The organism is Microcella sp. (assembly GCF_046296455.1).
GTDB lineage: Bacteria > Actinomycetota > Actinomycetes > Actinomycetales > Microbacteriaceae > Microcella.
Genome location: NZ_JBKBLF010000002.1, coordinates 127,523 through 140,467 on the forward strand (window position 1 = coordinate 127,523; position 12,945 = coordinate 140,467).

The following is a 12,945-nucleotide window of genomic DNA, read 5'->3' on the forward strand; positions in this document are numbered from 1 at the left end:
GCGGCGTGTCGTAGGTATTGACACGTTTAGGCAGGTTTATCTACGATGGCCACATGAGCACTGCCACGAACGTGACGCCGCTAAGAGGTCGGATCCCCGAATGGACGTTTGCTGAGCGCGCACGCAAAGTGCGTCGAGACATGGGTCTAACGCAGGAGCAGATGTCTGACCAGCTTGAGGTCGGCTTGAAGGCCTACTCCGCCTGGGAGTCAGGCAAGAACTCGCCCGAGAACATCGCCGCGATCGCGGTCCGCTTTGAAGAGGTCAGCGGGGTGCCCCGCACCTGGTTCCTCGGTTGGGCTGACAGCCCGCCCTCCGGAGGCGGGACCAACCTGTTTGGCGAGCGAGGACTTCGCCTTGGTCATCTGAAACTCGTGGGCCCTGAGGGACTCGAACCCCCGGCATCCTCGGTGTAAACGAGGCGCTCTACCAGCTGAGCTAAGAGCCCGTGCCCCTTCAGGCTACCCGCCGCCGCCGCTTCAGAGCGCGGCGATCGCCTCGCGATAGGCGGCGAGCGGCCGTGCTTCGCCCGGTGGGACGACGAAGGATGCGCGCACGACGCCCTGCGCATCCACCAGCACGGTCAACCGCGTGGCGAAGCCCTTCTCGTCGATGAAGGCGCCGTAGCGACGGGCCACCTCGCCGTGGGGCCAGAAGTCGGCCAGCAGGGTGAAGTCGTAGCTCTCGCGCTCGGCGAACTCGCGCAGGGTTGCCGTCGAATCGACGGAGATGCCCACGAGCCGCACGCCCGCGGCGCGGAACATCGCGAGGTTGTCGCGCAGCTCGCACAGCTCGCCCGTGCAGGTTCCGGTGAAGGCGAGCGGGAAGAAGACGATGGCAACCGCAGAACCGCCGCGAAAGCTGCTCAGGGTCACCGACTGGCCGAACTGATCACGCAGCGTGAAGTCGGGCGCGACGCTGCCGACGGCGGGAGGGGCGGGCTGCGGCACGGGCGGCTCCTGGCGCTCATGGGGCTCGCACCGAGCGGTGCGGAGCGGGTGACTAGACTCGACAGCGCTCGTGCGATGCTCGGCGCCGTGACCCGGCGCGGGCGTTCGTGCCGACACACTCTGTCTACCACCAGGAAGAGGTCAAGGGTGACGGTCAACGACCAGGATCCGTACTCGGTCAGCCATGTCGACTCCGATCCGGAGGAGACCGCCGAATGGAACGCGTCGCTCGACGCGGTCGTTCACGAGCGGGGCGCCGAGCGCGGGCGCGACATCATGCTGAGCCTGCTCAAGCGCTCGAAAGAGCTGCACCTCGGGGTGCCGATGGTGCCGACCACCGACTACCTCAACACCATCGCCCCCGAGAACGAGCCCGCGTTCCCCGGCGATGAAGAGATCGAGCGCCGCTACCGCGCCTGGATCCGCTGGAACGCCGCGATCACGGTGCACCGCGCGCAGCGCCCCGGCATCGCCGTCGGCGGCCACATCTCGACCTATGCCTCGAGCGCCGCGCTCTACGAGGTCGGCCACAACCACTTCTTTCGCGGCGCCGACCACCCCACGGGCGGCGACCAGATCTTCTACCAGGGCCACGCCTCCCCCGGCATGTACGCGCGCGCCTACCTCGAGGGGCGCCTGAGCCCCGCCCAGCTCGACGGGTTCCGGCAAGAGAAGTCGCACGCAGGCGCGGGCGGGGGGCTCTCGAGCTACCCGCACCCGCGGCTCATGCCCGACTTCTGGCAGTTCCCGACCGTGTCGATGGGCCTCGGCCCGATCAACGCGATCTACCAGGCCCAGCTCAACAAGTACGTGAGCAACCGGGGTATCGCGCAGGCCGATGACAGCCAGGTCTGGGCGTTCCTCGGCGATGGCGAGATGGACGAGGTCGAGAGCCGCGGCGCCCTGCAGCTCGCCGCGAACGATGGTCTCGACAACCTCAACTTCGTCATCAACTGCAACCTGCAGCGCCTCGACGGCCCCGTGCGCGGCAACGGCAAGATCATCCAGGAGCTCGAGAGCTTCTTCCGCGGCGCGGGCTGGAACGTCATCAAGGTCATCTGGGGCCGCGAGTGGGACTCGCTGCTCGAGCAAGACCACGACGGCGCGCTGCGCGACCTCATGAACCGCACCCCCGACGGCGACTACCAGACCTACAAGGCCGAGTCGGGCGCCTTCATTCGCGAGCACTTCTTCGGGCGCGACCCGCGCACCGCCGCGATGGTCGCCGACTACACCGACGATCAGATCTGGGGCCTCAAGCGCGGCGGTCACGACTACCGCAAGGTGTACGCCGCGTTCAAGGCCGCGAGCGAGCACACGGGCCAGCCGACGGTCATCCTCGCGAAGACCGTCAAGGGCTACGGCCTGGGCCCGAGCTTCGAGGGCCGCAACGCGACCCACCAGATGAAGAAGCTCACGCTCGACAACCTCAAGCAGTTCCGCGACGAGATGCGCATCCCGATCACGGATGCCCAGCTCGAGGCCGATCCGTACCAGCCGCCCTACTACCACCCGGGCGAGAACGATCCCGCGATTCAGTACCTGCAGGAGCGTCGGCGCGAGCTCGGCGGCTACGTGCCCGAGCGCCGCTCGAAGTACACGCAGGTCTCGCTGCCCGAGTCGGCGACCTACGAGATCGCGAAGAAGGGTTCGGGCAAGCAGGAGGTCGCCACGACGATGGCCTTCGCGCGCCTGCTGAAAGACCTGCTGCGCTCGAAGGACTTCGGGCACCGCATCGTGCCGATCATCCCGGATGAGGCGCGCACCTTCGGAATGGACGCCTACTTCCCGACGTCGAAGATCTACAACCCGAACGGCCAGCACTACACGAGCGTCGACCGGGAGCTGCTGCTCGCTTACAAAGAGAGCCCGCAGGGCCAGATCATCCACACGGGCATCAACGAGGCGGGCGCCGTCGCGGCGTTCACCGCGGTGGGCACGAGCTACGCGACCCACGGCGAGCCGCTCATCCCCGTGTATGTCTTCTACTCGATGTTCGGGTTCCAGCGCACGGGCGACGCGTTCTGGGCCGCGGGCGACCAGATGACGCGCGGGTTCATCATCGGCGCGACCGCGGGCCGCACGACGCTCACGGGCGAGGGCCTGCAGCACGCCGACGGCCACTCGCCGCTGCTCGCCAGCACGAACCCGGCAGTCGTGACATACGACCCGGCCTTCGGCTACGAGATCGGGCACATCATGCGCGCCGGACTCGAGCGCATGTACGGAGGGGCGCATCCTGACCCCAATGTCATGTACTACATCACGGTCTACAACGAGCCGCAGGTGCAGCCCGCCGAGCCCGAGAACCTCGATGTCGAGGGCCTGCTGCGGGGCATCTACCTGCTCAAGCCCGGCACGGCGGTGGGCCCGAAGGCCCAGATCCTCTCGTCGGGTGTCGCGGTGCCGTGGGCGCTCGAGGCGCAGCAGCTGCTGGCCGACGACTGGAACGTCTCGGCCGATGTGTGGAGCGTCACCTCGTGGAACGAGCTGCGTCGCGACGGCCTCGCCGTCGACGAGCACAACTTCTTGCGCCCGTCAGAAGAGCCGAAGGTGCCCTACGTGACCCGCAAGCTGCAGGGTGCCGAGGGGCCGTTCATCGGCGTGACCGACTTCATGCACGCAGTGCCCGACCAGATCAGGCCCTTCGTGCCCGGCGACTACGCGACGCTCGGCGCCGACGGCTTCGGCTTCAGCGACACTCGGCCCGCGGCCCGGCGGTTCTTCACGATCGACGGCCCGTCGATCGTGGTGCGCACGCTGCAGCAGCTCGCGCGCCGTGGCGCCGTCGACCCCAGCGCGGTGCCCGCCGCGATCGAGAAGTACCGCCTCTACGACGTGACGGCCGGCACCACCGGCTCGGCGGGCGGAGAGTCCTAGCACCGGCCGAGGGGGCGCGCACCGCTCGGTGCGGGCTCCCTCGCCGTATCGAAGGAGCACGGTGGCAGAGCTGACGAAGGCGCAGACGCTGCAATGGCTGCGCAACATCTCGGGCGAGCTGGCGACAGCGACGCTCAAGAGGCTCGACGACACGCTGCCCTGGTACAGCACGATGCCGCCGAGCCGCCGGTCGGCCGTCGGACTCGTGGCGCAGGCCGGCATCACCTCGTTCATCAGCTGGTACGACGACCCCACCTCGCAGCCATGGATCGCCGCCGACGTGTTCGGCGCCGCTCCGCGCGAGCTGCTGCGCTCGGTGAGCCTGCAGCAGACACTGCAGCTCATCCGCGTCGTCGTCGAGGTGGTCGAAGACCGCGTGAAAGACCGCGACGAGAACCTGCGGCACGGCATCCTGCTCTACAGCCGCGAGATCGCCTTCGCGGCGGCCGACGTCTACGCGCGCGCCGCCGAGGCACGGGGGCTGTGGGATGCCCGGCTCGAGGCCCTCGTCGTCGACAGCATCCTCAGCGGCGAGTACGACAACGAGCTGCCAAGCCGCATCGCCGCGCTCGGGTGGAACGGCCACGGCGAGGTCTGCGTGCTCGTGGGAACGACCCCGCGCATCGTCGACGTCGATCAGATCCGCCGCACGGCGCGCCACGTCGACGCCGATGTGCTCATCGGCGTGCAGGGCAACAGGCTCGTGGTCGTCATCGGCCGCGCGACCCCGCGCACCGACGACGAGTCGCCGCAGCCCGAGCCCAGCCACACCTTCCCGCAGATCGCCGAGGCACTTGAGCCGAGCTTCGGCGCCGGCAACCTCGTGCTCGGCCCTGAGGTGCCCGACGTCGTCGAGGCGGGCAAGAGCGCCAAGGCCGCCCTCGCCGGGTTCGCCGTCGCACGGTCGTGGCGCAACGCCCCGCGCCCGACCCTCGCCGACGACCTGCTGCCCGAGCGCTCGCTCGCGGGCGACCCCATCGCGCGCGGCACGCTCATCAACCGCATCTACCGCCCCCTCAAGGCGCACAACCCCGAACTGCTGCTCACCCTGTGGGCCTACCTCGACAACGGGCGCAGCCTCGAGGCGACTGCGCGCGAGCTCTTCGTGCACCCGAACACCGTTCGCTACCGCCTCAAGCGCATCAGCGAGGTCATCGGGTGGGACGCCACCGGGGCGCGCGAAGCGCTCATTCTGCAGTGCGCCCTCATCGTCGGCTCGATTGCCGAGCCCGAGAGCAGCGCGCGCCGCTGACTGTAGAACCACGACAAGGTCGTTGTACGTTTGTGCACGACATCCCTACCGCCACCCCGCACCGCCCCTTGGGAGGATGAAATCCATGATCGTCGTCGTCGCACCCGGCCAGGGGTCGCAGTCCCCCGGCTTTCTCGAGCCGTGGATCGCCGACCCCGCGCATCGCGAGCGCCTCGAGCGCTACTCCGAGGCCGCGGGCATCGACCTCGTCGCGCACGGCACGGTGTCAGACGCTGACACCATCCGCGACACGGCCATCGCCCAGCCTCTCATCGTCGCCGCCTCGCTGCTGAGCGCGGCCGCGCTGCTCGAGGGCCGTCGCGAGCGGGTCGGCGCTGTCGCCGGGCACTCGGTCGGCGAGTTCGCCGCCGCCGCCATTGCGGGCGTGCTGAGCGACGACGACGCCCTGCGGCTCGTGCGCGAGCGCGGCCTCGCAATGGCCGATGCGGCCGCCGCGGTGCCCACCGGCATGAGCGCGGTGCTGGGCGGCGACGAGCAGGCCCTCGCGGCTCGGCTCGCCGAACTCGGCCTCTCGCCTGCCAACATGAACGGCGGCGGGCAGACCGTCGTCGCCGGCGAGCTACCCGCGCTCGCGGCGCTCGCGGCCGAGCCCGTGGCCGGCTCCCGGGTCATTCCGCTGCAGGTCGCTGGCGCGTTCCACACGCAGTACATGAGCCCGGCGGTCGAGCGGCTGCGCAGCGCCGTCGCGGGCGTCGCGGCCCAGGATCCGAGCATCCGGCTATACACGAACCGTGACGGGTCGGTCGTGACCGCGGGGGCCACCGCCGTCGACCTGCTCGTCGGCCAGGTCTCATCGCCCGTTCGATGGGACCTCTGCATGCAGTCGTTTGCGGCCAACGGCGTGACCGGCGTGATCGAGCTGCTGCCTGCTGGCGCTCTCGTCGGCCTCGCCAAACGTGCACTGAAGGGCGTGCCGACCGTGGCCGTCAAGACCCCCGACGACCTCGCGGCCGCCATCGACCTTCTGGAGAACGCATGACCGAGCCCACGCTGCACCAGTCCATCGGCGTTCCCTACACGCGCATCTACGCGGTCGGCGCCGCCCGCGGCGACCTGACCGTGACGAACGACGACATCGCCGGGCCGATCGACTCGAGCGACGAGTGGATCCGACAGCGCACGGGCGTCATCACGCGCAAGCGTGCCTCGAGCGAGGTGTACGCGATCGACCTCGCCGAGGCCGCCTCTCGCGAGGCGATCGCCAAGGCGGGCATCTCGGCCGACCAGATCGGCGCGGTCATCGTGTCGACCATCAGCAACAGCGTGCAGACGCCGTCGCTCGCCGCCCTGCTCGCCGACCGCATCGGCGCCACGCCCGCGCCCGCCTACGACGTCTCGGCGGCCTGCGCGGGGTACACGTACGGCATCGCCCAGGCCGACGCCTTCGTGCGTGCGGGCCTCGCGACCTTCGTGCTCGTGGTCGGGGCCGAGAAGCTCAGCGACTTCGCCAACCCCACCGACCGCACGATCTCGTTCCTTCTCGGCGACGGTGCTGGCGCGGCGATCGTCGGCCCGAGCGACACGCCGGGCATCGCCGCGACGGTCTGGGGCTCTGACGGGTCGAAGTGGGACGCGGTGGGCATGGACCGCCCGCTCAAAGAAGCTTTCGACGACCCCGAGGGCGGATTCCCCACCCTTCGCCAGGAGGGCCAGACCGTCTTCCGCTGGGCCGTGTGGGAGATGGCGAAGGTGGCGCAGCAGGCCCTGGATGCCGCGGGGATCACCTCGGACCAGCTCGCGGCGTTCATCCCGCACCAGGCGAACATGCGCATCATCGACGAGTTCGCGAAGCAGCTGAAGCTGCCCGAGAGCGTCGTCATCGCGCGCGACATCGCGACGACGGGCAATACCTCGGCAGCGTCGATCCCGCTGGCCACGCACCGTCTGCTCGAGGAACACCCCGAGCTCAGCGGTGGGCTCGCGCTGCAGATCGGCTTCGGCGCCGGCCTCGTCTTCGGCGCCCAGGTGGTGCGCCTGCCCTAGACCGCCCGTTCCCTCGTGGCCTCCCCCCGCGCGGCGCACCGCCGCTCTAGGATTGGAGGCGGTCATACGACACCCCAAGGAGAAAACACATGGCACTGTCCACCGAAGAAGTTCTCGCCGGCCTCGCCGAGCTCATCAACGACGAGACGGGCATCGCCACCGACTCGGTCGCGCTCGACAAGTCGTTCACCGACGACCTCGACATCGACTCGATCTCGATGATGACGATCGTCGTCAACGCCGAGGAGAAGTTCGACGTGAAGATCCCCGACGACGAGGTCAAGAACCTCACCACCGTCGGCGACGCCGTCACCTTCATCGTGAACGCCGCGGCCTAGAGCCGCCGCACGATGCCGCGCAGCGGCCGGGGCCGATCGTCCGATCGGTCCCGGCGCTGAGCGGTCGAACCATCACCCCTGCAGAGAGTTGACGTTATGACCACCATCGTCGTCACCGGAATCGGTGCCACCTCGCCCATCGGCGGAACCGCTCGCGAGAGCTGGGACGCCCTGCTGCGGGGCGAGTCCGGCACGCGCACGCTCACCCACGACTGGGTCGCCGAGCACGACCTTCCGGTCACCTTCGCCGCCGAGGCCAAGGTGCGGCCCGACGAGGTTCTCGAGCGTCAAGAGATCAAGCGCCTCGACCCCTCGGCCCAGTTCGCCCTGATCGCGGCCCGCGAGGCCTGGGCCGACGCCGGCTCTCCCGACGTCGCCCCCGAGCGCATCCTCGTCGACTACGCGACGGGCATCGGCGGCCTCTGGACCCTGCTCGACGCCTGGGATGTGCTGAAGGAGAAGGGCCCGCGCCGGGTGCTCCCCATGACGATCCCCATGCTCATGCCCAACGCCGCCGCGGCCGCGATCAGCATGGGCCTGGGCGCTCGCGCGGGCGCTCGCACGGTCGTCTCGGCCTGCGCCTCGGGCACCGAGGCCATCGCCAACGCCTACGAGCACTTGCAGCAGGGTCTGGCCGACATCGTCGTCGCCGGCGGCACCGAAGCGGTCGTGCATCCCCTGCCCATCGCCGCCTTCGCCTCGATGCAGGCGCTCTCGAAGCGCAATGACGACCCCGCCGCCGCCTCGCGCCCCTACGACGTCGACCGCGACGGCTTCGTGCTCGGCGAGGGCGCAGCGGCGATCGTGCTCGAGACCAAAGAGCACGCGCTCGCGCGCGGCGCCCGCATCTACGCCGAGCTCGCGGGTGGGTCGGTGACGAGCGACTCGTACCACATCACGGCTCCTGACCCCGAGGGCTCGGGTGCCGCGCGCGCCGTGCTCGCCGCGCTCGCCCAGGCCGGCGCGACACCCGACGACGTCTCGCACATCAACGCGCACGCGACCTCGACCCCGGTCGGCGACATCGCCGAGTACAACGCGCTCTACCGCGTCTTCGGCGAGCGGGTGACGAGCATCCCGGTGTCGGCCACGAAGGCGTCGACCGGCCACCTGCTGGGCGGCACGGGCGCGCTCGAGGCGGTCTTCACGATCCTCGCACTGCACGAGCGCACGGCACCGCCGACGATCAACCTCGACAACCAAGACGAGGCGATCCCGCTCGACGTCGTCACCGCGCCGCGGCCGCTCGGCGACGGCCCGCTGCTCGCGATCTCGAACTCGTTCGGCTTCGGCGGCCACAACTCGGTCGTCGCCTTCCGCACCGTCGACTAGAACGCGTCTCCACAATTCAGGAGTCCTGACACGAAGAGCCCCGCGACACGCTGTCGCAGGGCTCATTCACGCCTCTGAGCGCCGTCGACTCCTGAATTGTGGAGAAGGGCGGGGTGCGGTGGGATGCGGGGCTCAGCCCGCGCGGTGCAGCCAGACCACGCGCGCACCGTCGCCGGCATGCCGGAACGGCTCGAGTTCGTCGTCCCACGCCTGCCCCAGGGCCAGGCGCAGCTCGCGGTGCAGCTCGAGCGTGTTCGACCCGGCGACCTCGATCGCGTAGCGGATGCGGTCTTCGGGGATCACGGTGTTGCCCGCGGTGTCGGTCTGGGCGTAGAAGATGCCGAGATCGGGGGTGTGCATCCAGCGCCCGCCATCCGTGCCGAGCCCGGCGTCTTCGGTCACCTCGAAGCGCAAGTGCTCCCAGCCGCGCAGCGCGCTCGCGATCTTCGCGCCCGTGCCCCGCTCGCCCTCCCAGACGAACTCGGCACGCTGGGTGCCCTTGAGCACGGGCTGGTCGATCCAGTCGAAGTTGACGGCACGATCGATCGCGCGACCGGCAGCCCACTCGATATGCGGGCAGAGCGCACGAGGAGCGGAGTGCACGTAGAGCACTCCGCGGGCTGTCGCGACAGTGTTCGCGACCGCGGTGTTGTTTTCCACAGTTCACTCCGTTTCGTTCAGGTGCGACTTCCCCATCGACCTGGTGCACGGAGTGCGTGGTGTATTCACTTGGAACGGTTGCCCGTCTGCTAGCAGTATGACGCAGGACCCTGCGGAATCACAAGGCTGGAATCACAGTGCTGTGATTCGTGCTCCCTCCCCGCCCCAGCCGACGCCCGCTGCATGACGATCAGGTGAATTGTGGATCGATAGTCACTGCGCATGCATACGCCGAATAGTGTTGAGGCATGACCCTGCGTCACTCGCTCCTCGCTGTCTTGACCCTCGGCCCCGCCTACGGCTACCAGCTGCACGCCGAAGTGGTGGAGCGCACGCGCCGCGACGCTCCCCTCAACGTGGGTCAGGTCTACTCCACCCTCGACCGACTGCGCCGCGACGGACTCATCGAAGACGCCGGCAGCACCCCCGACAACCTGCCCCTCTACGGGCTCACCGACGCGGGAGCCATCGAAGCGCGCATGCACCTGACCGAACCCGACCTGGCCGACTGGCACGAGATGGTCGAGCGCGTGCTGCTCGCGCTCTCGCTGCCGGGTGACCACGTCGAGGTGCTCGTGCGCAACTACCGGCGACTGTGGGCGCCGCGGCGCGGGGCGAGCGACGAGGTCGCCGACCCGACGGGCGGGGCCGCACAGGCGGCCGCGCAGCATGCGGCGCGCCTGCTGCAGGCCTCGGCGCTCGCGTGGCTCGATTCGCTGCCCGAGGTCGAGCCGTGGGCCCTGCGCACCGATCGGCGGCGCCGAGGGCGGCGGGCGGCCGAAGCCGTGCATCCACCCGTCTGACAGCCCGGGGCCGAGAGCTACTTCGCGTCGCTGTACCGCTGCACCGCGGCGACCGACACCGGAAAGCTGACCGGTGACGACCCGAACACGATGCGACCGGCATCGGCCGCTGCCTCGCGCAGCACGTGCTCGACCTCGGCGACGCGATCGAGCGGGCTGTGCACGATCAGCTCGTCGTGCACGAAGAAGACGAGGTGGGGCTGGGCCTCGAGCGCGACGGAGTCCGGCGTCCACAGGCGTCGGCGCACGCCCGCCATCCACGCCAGGGCCCACTCCGCGGCGGTGCCCTGCACCACGAAATTGCGCGTGAACCGCCCCCACGAGCGAGCCGCAGAGCGCGCGGCACGACCGGCCGCTTCGTCAGCGCCCTCGGAGCTCGCGGCTCCCTGGTGCTCGCGCCAGGCCGCGGACGGCGCGGGCGATGTGCGTCCCAGTCGCGTCGAGACGCGCTCGCCGCGCTCCCCCGCGCGCGCCGCGGCCTCGACGTAGCCGATCGCCTGCGGGAACGATCGGGCCAGGCGCGGCAGCACCTGCGCGCTCACCCCCGTCGTGCCGCCGTACATGGCGCCGAGCATCCCGACCTTGGCGTGCTCGCGCGAAACGACCGCCCCGCTCACGACGATGCCCGCGTACAGGTCGACTCCCGCCCCGGCGCGGGCCATCGCGGCGTCGCCCGAGAGCGCTGCGAGGATGCGGGGTTCGAGCTGCGCCGCATCGGCCACGACGAGCGCCCACCCGTCGTCGGCCTGCACCGCCGCGCGCACCTGCTTCGGCAACTGCAGCGCTCCCCCGCCGTCTGACGCCCAGCGCCCCGTTACGACGCCCCCCGGTACGAAGGTCGGACGGAACCGGCCGTCGCGCACCCACTCGTCGAGCCAGTTCCAGCCGTTCGCCGTGTGCAGGCGGCTGAGGGTCTTGTATTCCAGCAGCGGTGCGATCGCCGGGTGCTCGAGCCGCTTCAGCTCGGCCGAGCGCGTCGAGGCGACCTCGAGCCCGGCGCGCCGCAGCGCCTTGACGAGCTCGGGCGGCGAGTCGATCGGCACCGGGCCGACGCCGAGCAGCGTCTCGACCTGCGCGGCGAGCTCGTCGAGGCGGGCGGGACGCCGGCCGGCTGCCGGGCGCGGGCCGAGCGTCTTGGTCAGCAGGGCGTCGTGCGCGGCGGCGCTCCATGGCAGGCCGGTGTGCTGCATCTCGGCGGCGGCGAGGGCTCCGGCAGACTCGGCCGCGGCGAGCAGGGCGAGTCTCGCGGGGTCGGCGTGGGCCGCGATGGCGGCGCGCTGCTGCTGCCAGGCGCGGGGCGCGGTGATCGTGGGCGACGCATCCATCGCCCCATCGAGGTCGAAGAGGGTGTCGGGGCGGGCCGCTTGGGGCGCGCGGCCCCACTGCAGGCGCGGCGGCCGCCCCTCGATCCCCGCGAGGATCTGGTCGACCAGTCGCAGGTCGTGGCAGCGTTCGACGCGCACGCCCGCGGCGAGCAGCGGCGGGTACGACTGCGCGGTGTCGGTCCACACCCAGCGCGGATGCTCCGCCTCGCGCTCGGCGACGGCCGCGGCGAGCCCCGCTTCGGGCACGAGGGTCTCGCCGCCCGCGTCGTCGATGAGCACGACCCCCTCGGGGCGGCGGTCGACGACGATGTGCACGCCCCCAGTCTGCCGCTGCGCGGCGACACCGCCCGCCGGCGGCCTCCACAATTCAGGAGTCGCCGCGCGCAGGGGCGGCCGACACGCCGCAACGAGTGCCGAAGCGGCATGCCTCGTGGGTGCCACTCCTGAATTGTGGAGACGCGCGGGGGCGCGGGGGCCGGCGGGCGGGCCGCGCTAGTGCAGCAGCGAGCCGTCGGCCGCGAGCACGTTCTTCTCGCCCGCCTCGACGCGGAACGGGAAACGGTTCTGCTTCGGCGGCAGCGGGCAGTTGAAGGCGTAGCTGAAGGCGCAGGGCGGCAGGATGGCGGTGTTGAAGTCGAGCGTGATGGTGCCATCGGGATTCGGCGCGAGGAACAGGAACCGGCCGACGCTGTAGGTGTCGTCGCCGTTCGTCGCGTCGGCGAAGACGAGCTGCAGCGCGCGACCCGACTTGAAAGCCGCGATGTCGTACTCGACCCCGTCGTGCGTGAAGCGGATCTCGCCCGGCACCACCTCACCGCGCGTCTTGCCGTCGTCTTTCAGGTGCTCGAAGCCGACGACCGTGCCGCCCTCGATCTCGCGGAACGTGCCCGTCACGACCCACTCGGGTGCGTACTCGAAAGCGTCGATACCGCCGAAGTTCTGAATTCCCTCGCTCTGGGCATCCCAGACCCGCAGGGCGTAGAGGCCGTCGTCGCCCGCGATCACGAAGCCCGTCGTGTGCTCGTCGAACACGATCGCCGAGGGTTTCGGGTCGTCTTTGCCGCGCACGAGCACTGTGCCGTCGACGAGCGCGCCGTCGACGTGGATGCCCGCCTCCGCCTCAGCGGTCACGAGCAGTCCGCTCGTTCCGGCGGGCGCGGGGGCCCAGCGTCCGGGCACTCCCCACACCGTCTGCTCCTCCGCGATCCACTGCGTGTTGGTGAGGGCGAGGGGACCCTGCGGCTGCACGGCGGCGAGGGCGCGCCGCTCGCGGAACACGGCGTAGCGCTCAGCGGGCGTCACGGGGGCGGCGGGGGCGGTGTCGGTCATGGTGTCCATCCTGTCGGTCTGGTCGGTGCAACCCGGTCGCGAGCCCGGCGATTCCCCGAGGGGATGCCCGGC

The 12,945-nt window shown here is 70.5% G+C and carries 12 protein-coding genes and 1 tRNA gene; 8 read left to right on the forward strand and 5 right to left on the reverse strand.

The window, feature by feature from the left end; translation table 11 throughout:
* Positions 1-53: 53 nt before the first annotated feature.
* On the forward strand, positions 54-416 hold the full coding sequence (locus ACK4HH_RS02135) for a helix-turn-helix domain-containing protein (RefSeq protein WP_409647985.1): 363 nt from the start codon (positions 54-56) through the stop codon (positions 414-416).
* Here ACK4HH_RS02135 and ACK4HH_RS02140 read toward each other — a convergent pair.
* Positions 376-448 (reverse strand) — tRNA-Val (locus tag ACK4HH_RS02140). The two genes, ACK4HH_RS02135 and ACK4HH_RS02140, sit on opposite strands and share 41 nt — an antisense overlap.
* A 31-nt stretch (positions 449-479) precedes the next feature.
* Positions 480-950, reverse strand: a complete 471-nt coding sequence (locus ACK4HH_RS02145; protein ID WP_409647908.1) for a peroxiredoxin — start codon at positions 948-950, stop codon at positions 480-482.
* 147 nt (positions 951-1,097) lie between these two features.
* Between ACK4HH_RS02145 and aceE the strand changes: the two genes are divergently transcribed.
* The 6 genes from aceE (at position 1,098) to ACK4HH_RS02175 (ending at position 8,756) form a co-directional block, all read left to right on the forward strand.
* Positions 1,098-3,830 (forward strand): pyruvate dehydrogenase (acetyl-transferring), homodimeric type, encoded by a 2,733-nt coding sequence (gene aceE, locus ACK4HH_RS02150; protein WP_409647910.1) that lies wholly within the window; start codon positions 1,098-1,100, stop codon positions 3,828-3,830.
* A gap of 70 nt (positions 3,831-3,900) precedes the next feature.
* Complete coding sequence (locus tag ACK4HH_RS02155) at positions 3,901-5,082, forward strand: PucR family transcriptional regulator (RefSeq protein WP_409647987.1); 1,182 nt, start codon at positions 3,901-3,903, stop codon at positions 5,080-5,082.
* Positions 5,083-5,167: 85 nt separating this feature from the next.
* On the forward strand, positions 5,168-6,082 hold the full coding sequence (locus ACK4HH_RS02160) for an ACP S-malonyltransferase (RefSeq protein WP_409647912.1): 915 nt from the start codon (positions 5,168-5,170) through the stop codon (positions 6,080-6,082).
* Positions 6,079-7,086: a beta-ketoacyl-ACP synthase III gene (locus ACK4HH_RS02165; RefSeq protein ID WP_409647914.1), complete on the forward strand. Its 1,008-nt coding sequence runs from the start codon at positions 6,079-6,081 to the stop codon at positions 7,084-7,086. Before ACK4HH_RS02160 ends, ACK4HH_RS02165 begins: the two co-directional genes overlap by 4 nt.
* Positions 7,087-7,175: 89 nt before the next feature.
* Complete coding sequence (locus tag ACK4HH_RS02170) at positions 7,176-7,424, forward strand: acyl carrier protein (RefSeq protein ID WP_255159604.1); 249 nt, start codon at positions 7,176-7,178, stop codon at positions 7,422-7,424.
* A 96-nt stretch (positions 7,425-7,520) separates the two neighbouring features.
* Positions 7,521-8,756, forward strand: a complete 1,236-nt coding sequence (locus tag ACK4HH_RS02175; protein WP_409647916.1) for a beta-ketoacyl-[acyl-carrier-protein] synthase family protein — start codon at positions 7,521-7,523, stop codon at positions 8,754-8,756.
* A 132-nt stretch (positions 8,757-8,888) separates the two neighbouring features.
* On the opposite strand, the gene ACK4HH_RS02180 is transcribed toward ACK4HH_RS02175, so the two are convergent.
* Complete coding sequence (locus ACK4HH_RS02180) at positions 8,889-9,416, reverse strand: DUF3145 domain-containing protein (protein ID WP_409647918.1); 528 nt, start codon at positions 9,414-9,416, stop codon at positions 8,889-8,891.
* A 248-nt stretch (positions 9,417-9,664) separates the two neighbouring features.
* Between ACK4HH_RS02180 and ACK4HH_RS02185 the strand changes: the two genes are divergently transcribed.
* Positions 9,665-10,219 (forward strand): PadR family transcriptional regulator, encoded by a 555-nt coding sequence (locus tag ACK4HH_RS02185; RefSeq protein WP_409647920.1) that lies wholly within the window; start codon positions 9,665-9,667, stop codon positions 10,217-10,219.
* Between the two features lie 17 nt (positions 10,220-10,236).
* Here the strand turns inward: ACK4HH_RS02185 and ACK4HH_RS02190 are convergent, their stop codons facing one another.
* Positions 10,237-11,859, reverse strand: a complete 1,623-nt coding sequence (locus tag ACK4HH_RS02190; protein WP_409647922.1) for a bifunctional 3'-5' exonuclease/DNA polymerase — start codon at positions 11,857-11,859, stop codon at positions 10,237-10,239.
* A gap of 177 nt (positions 11,860-12,036) precedes the next feature.
* Positions 12,037-12,873: a DUF1684 domain-containing protein gene (locus tag ACK4HH_RS02195; RefSeq protein ID WP_409647924.1), complete on the reverse strand. Its 837-nt coding sequence runs from the start codon at positions 12,871-12,873 to the stop codon at positions 12,037-12,039.
* Positions 12,874-12,945 lie beyond the last annotated feature (72 nt).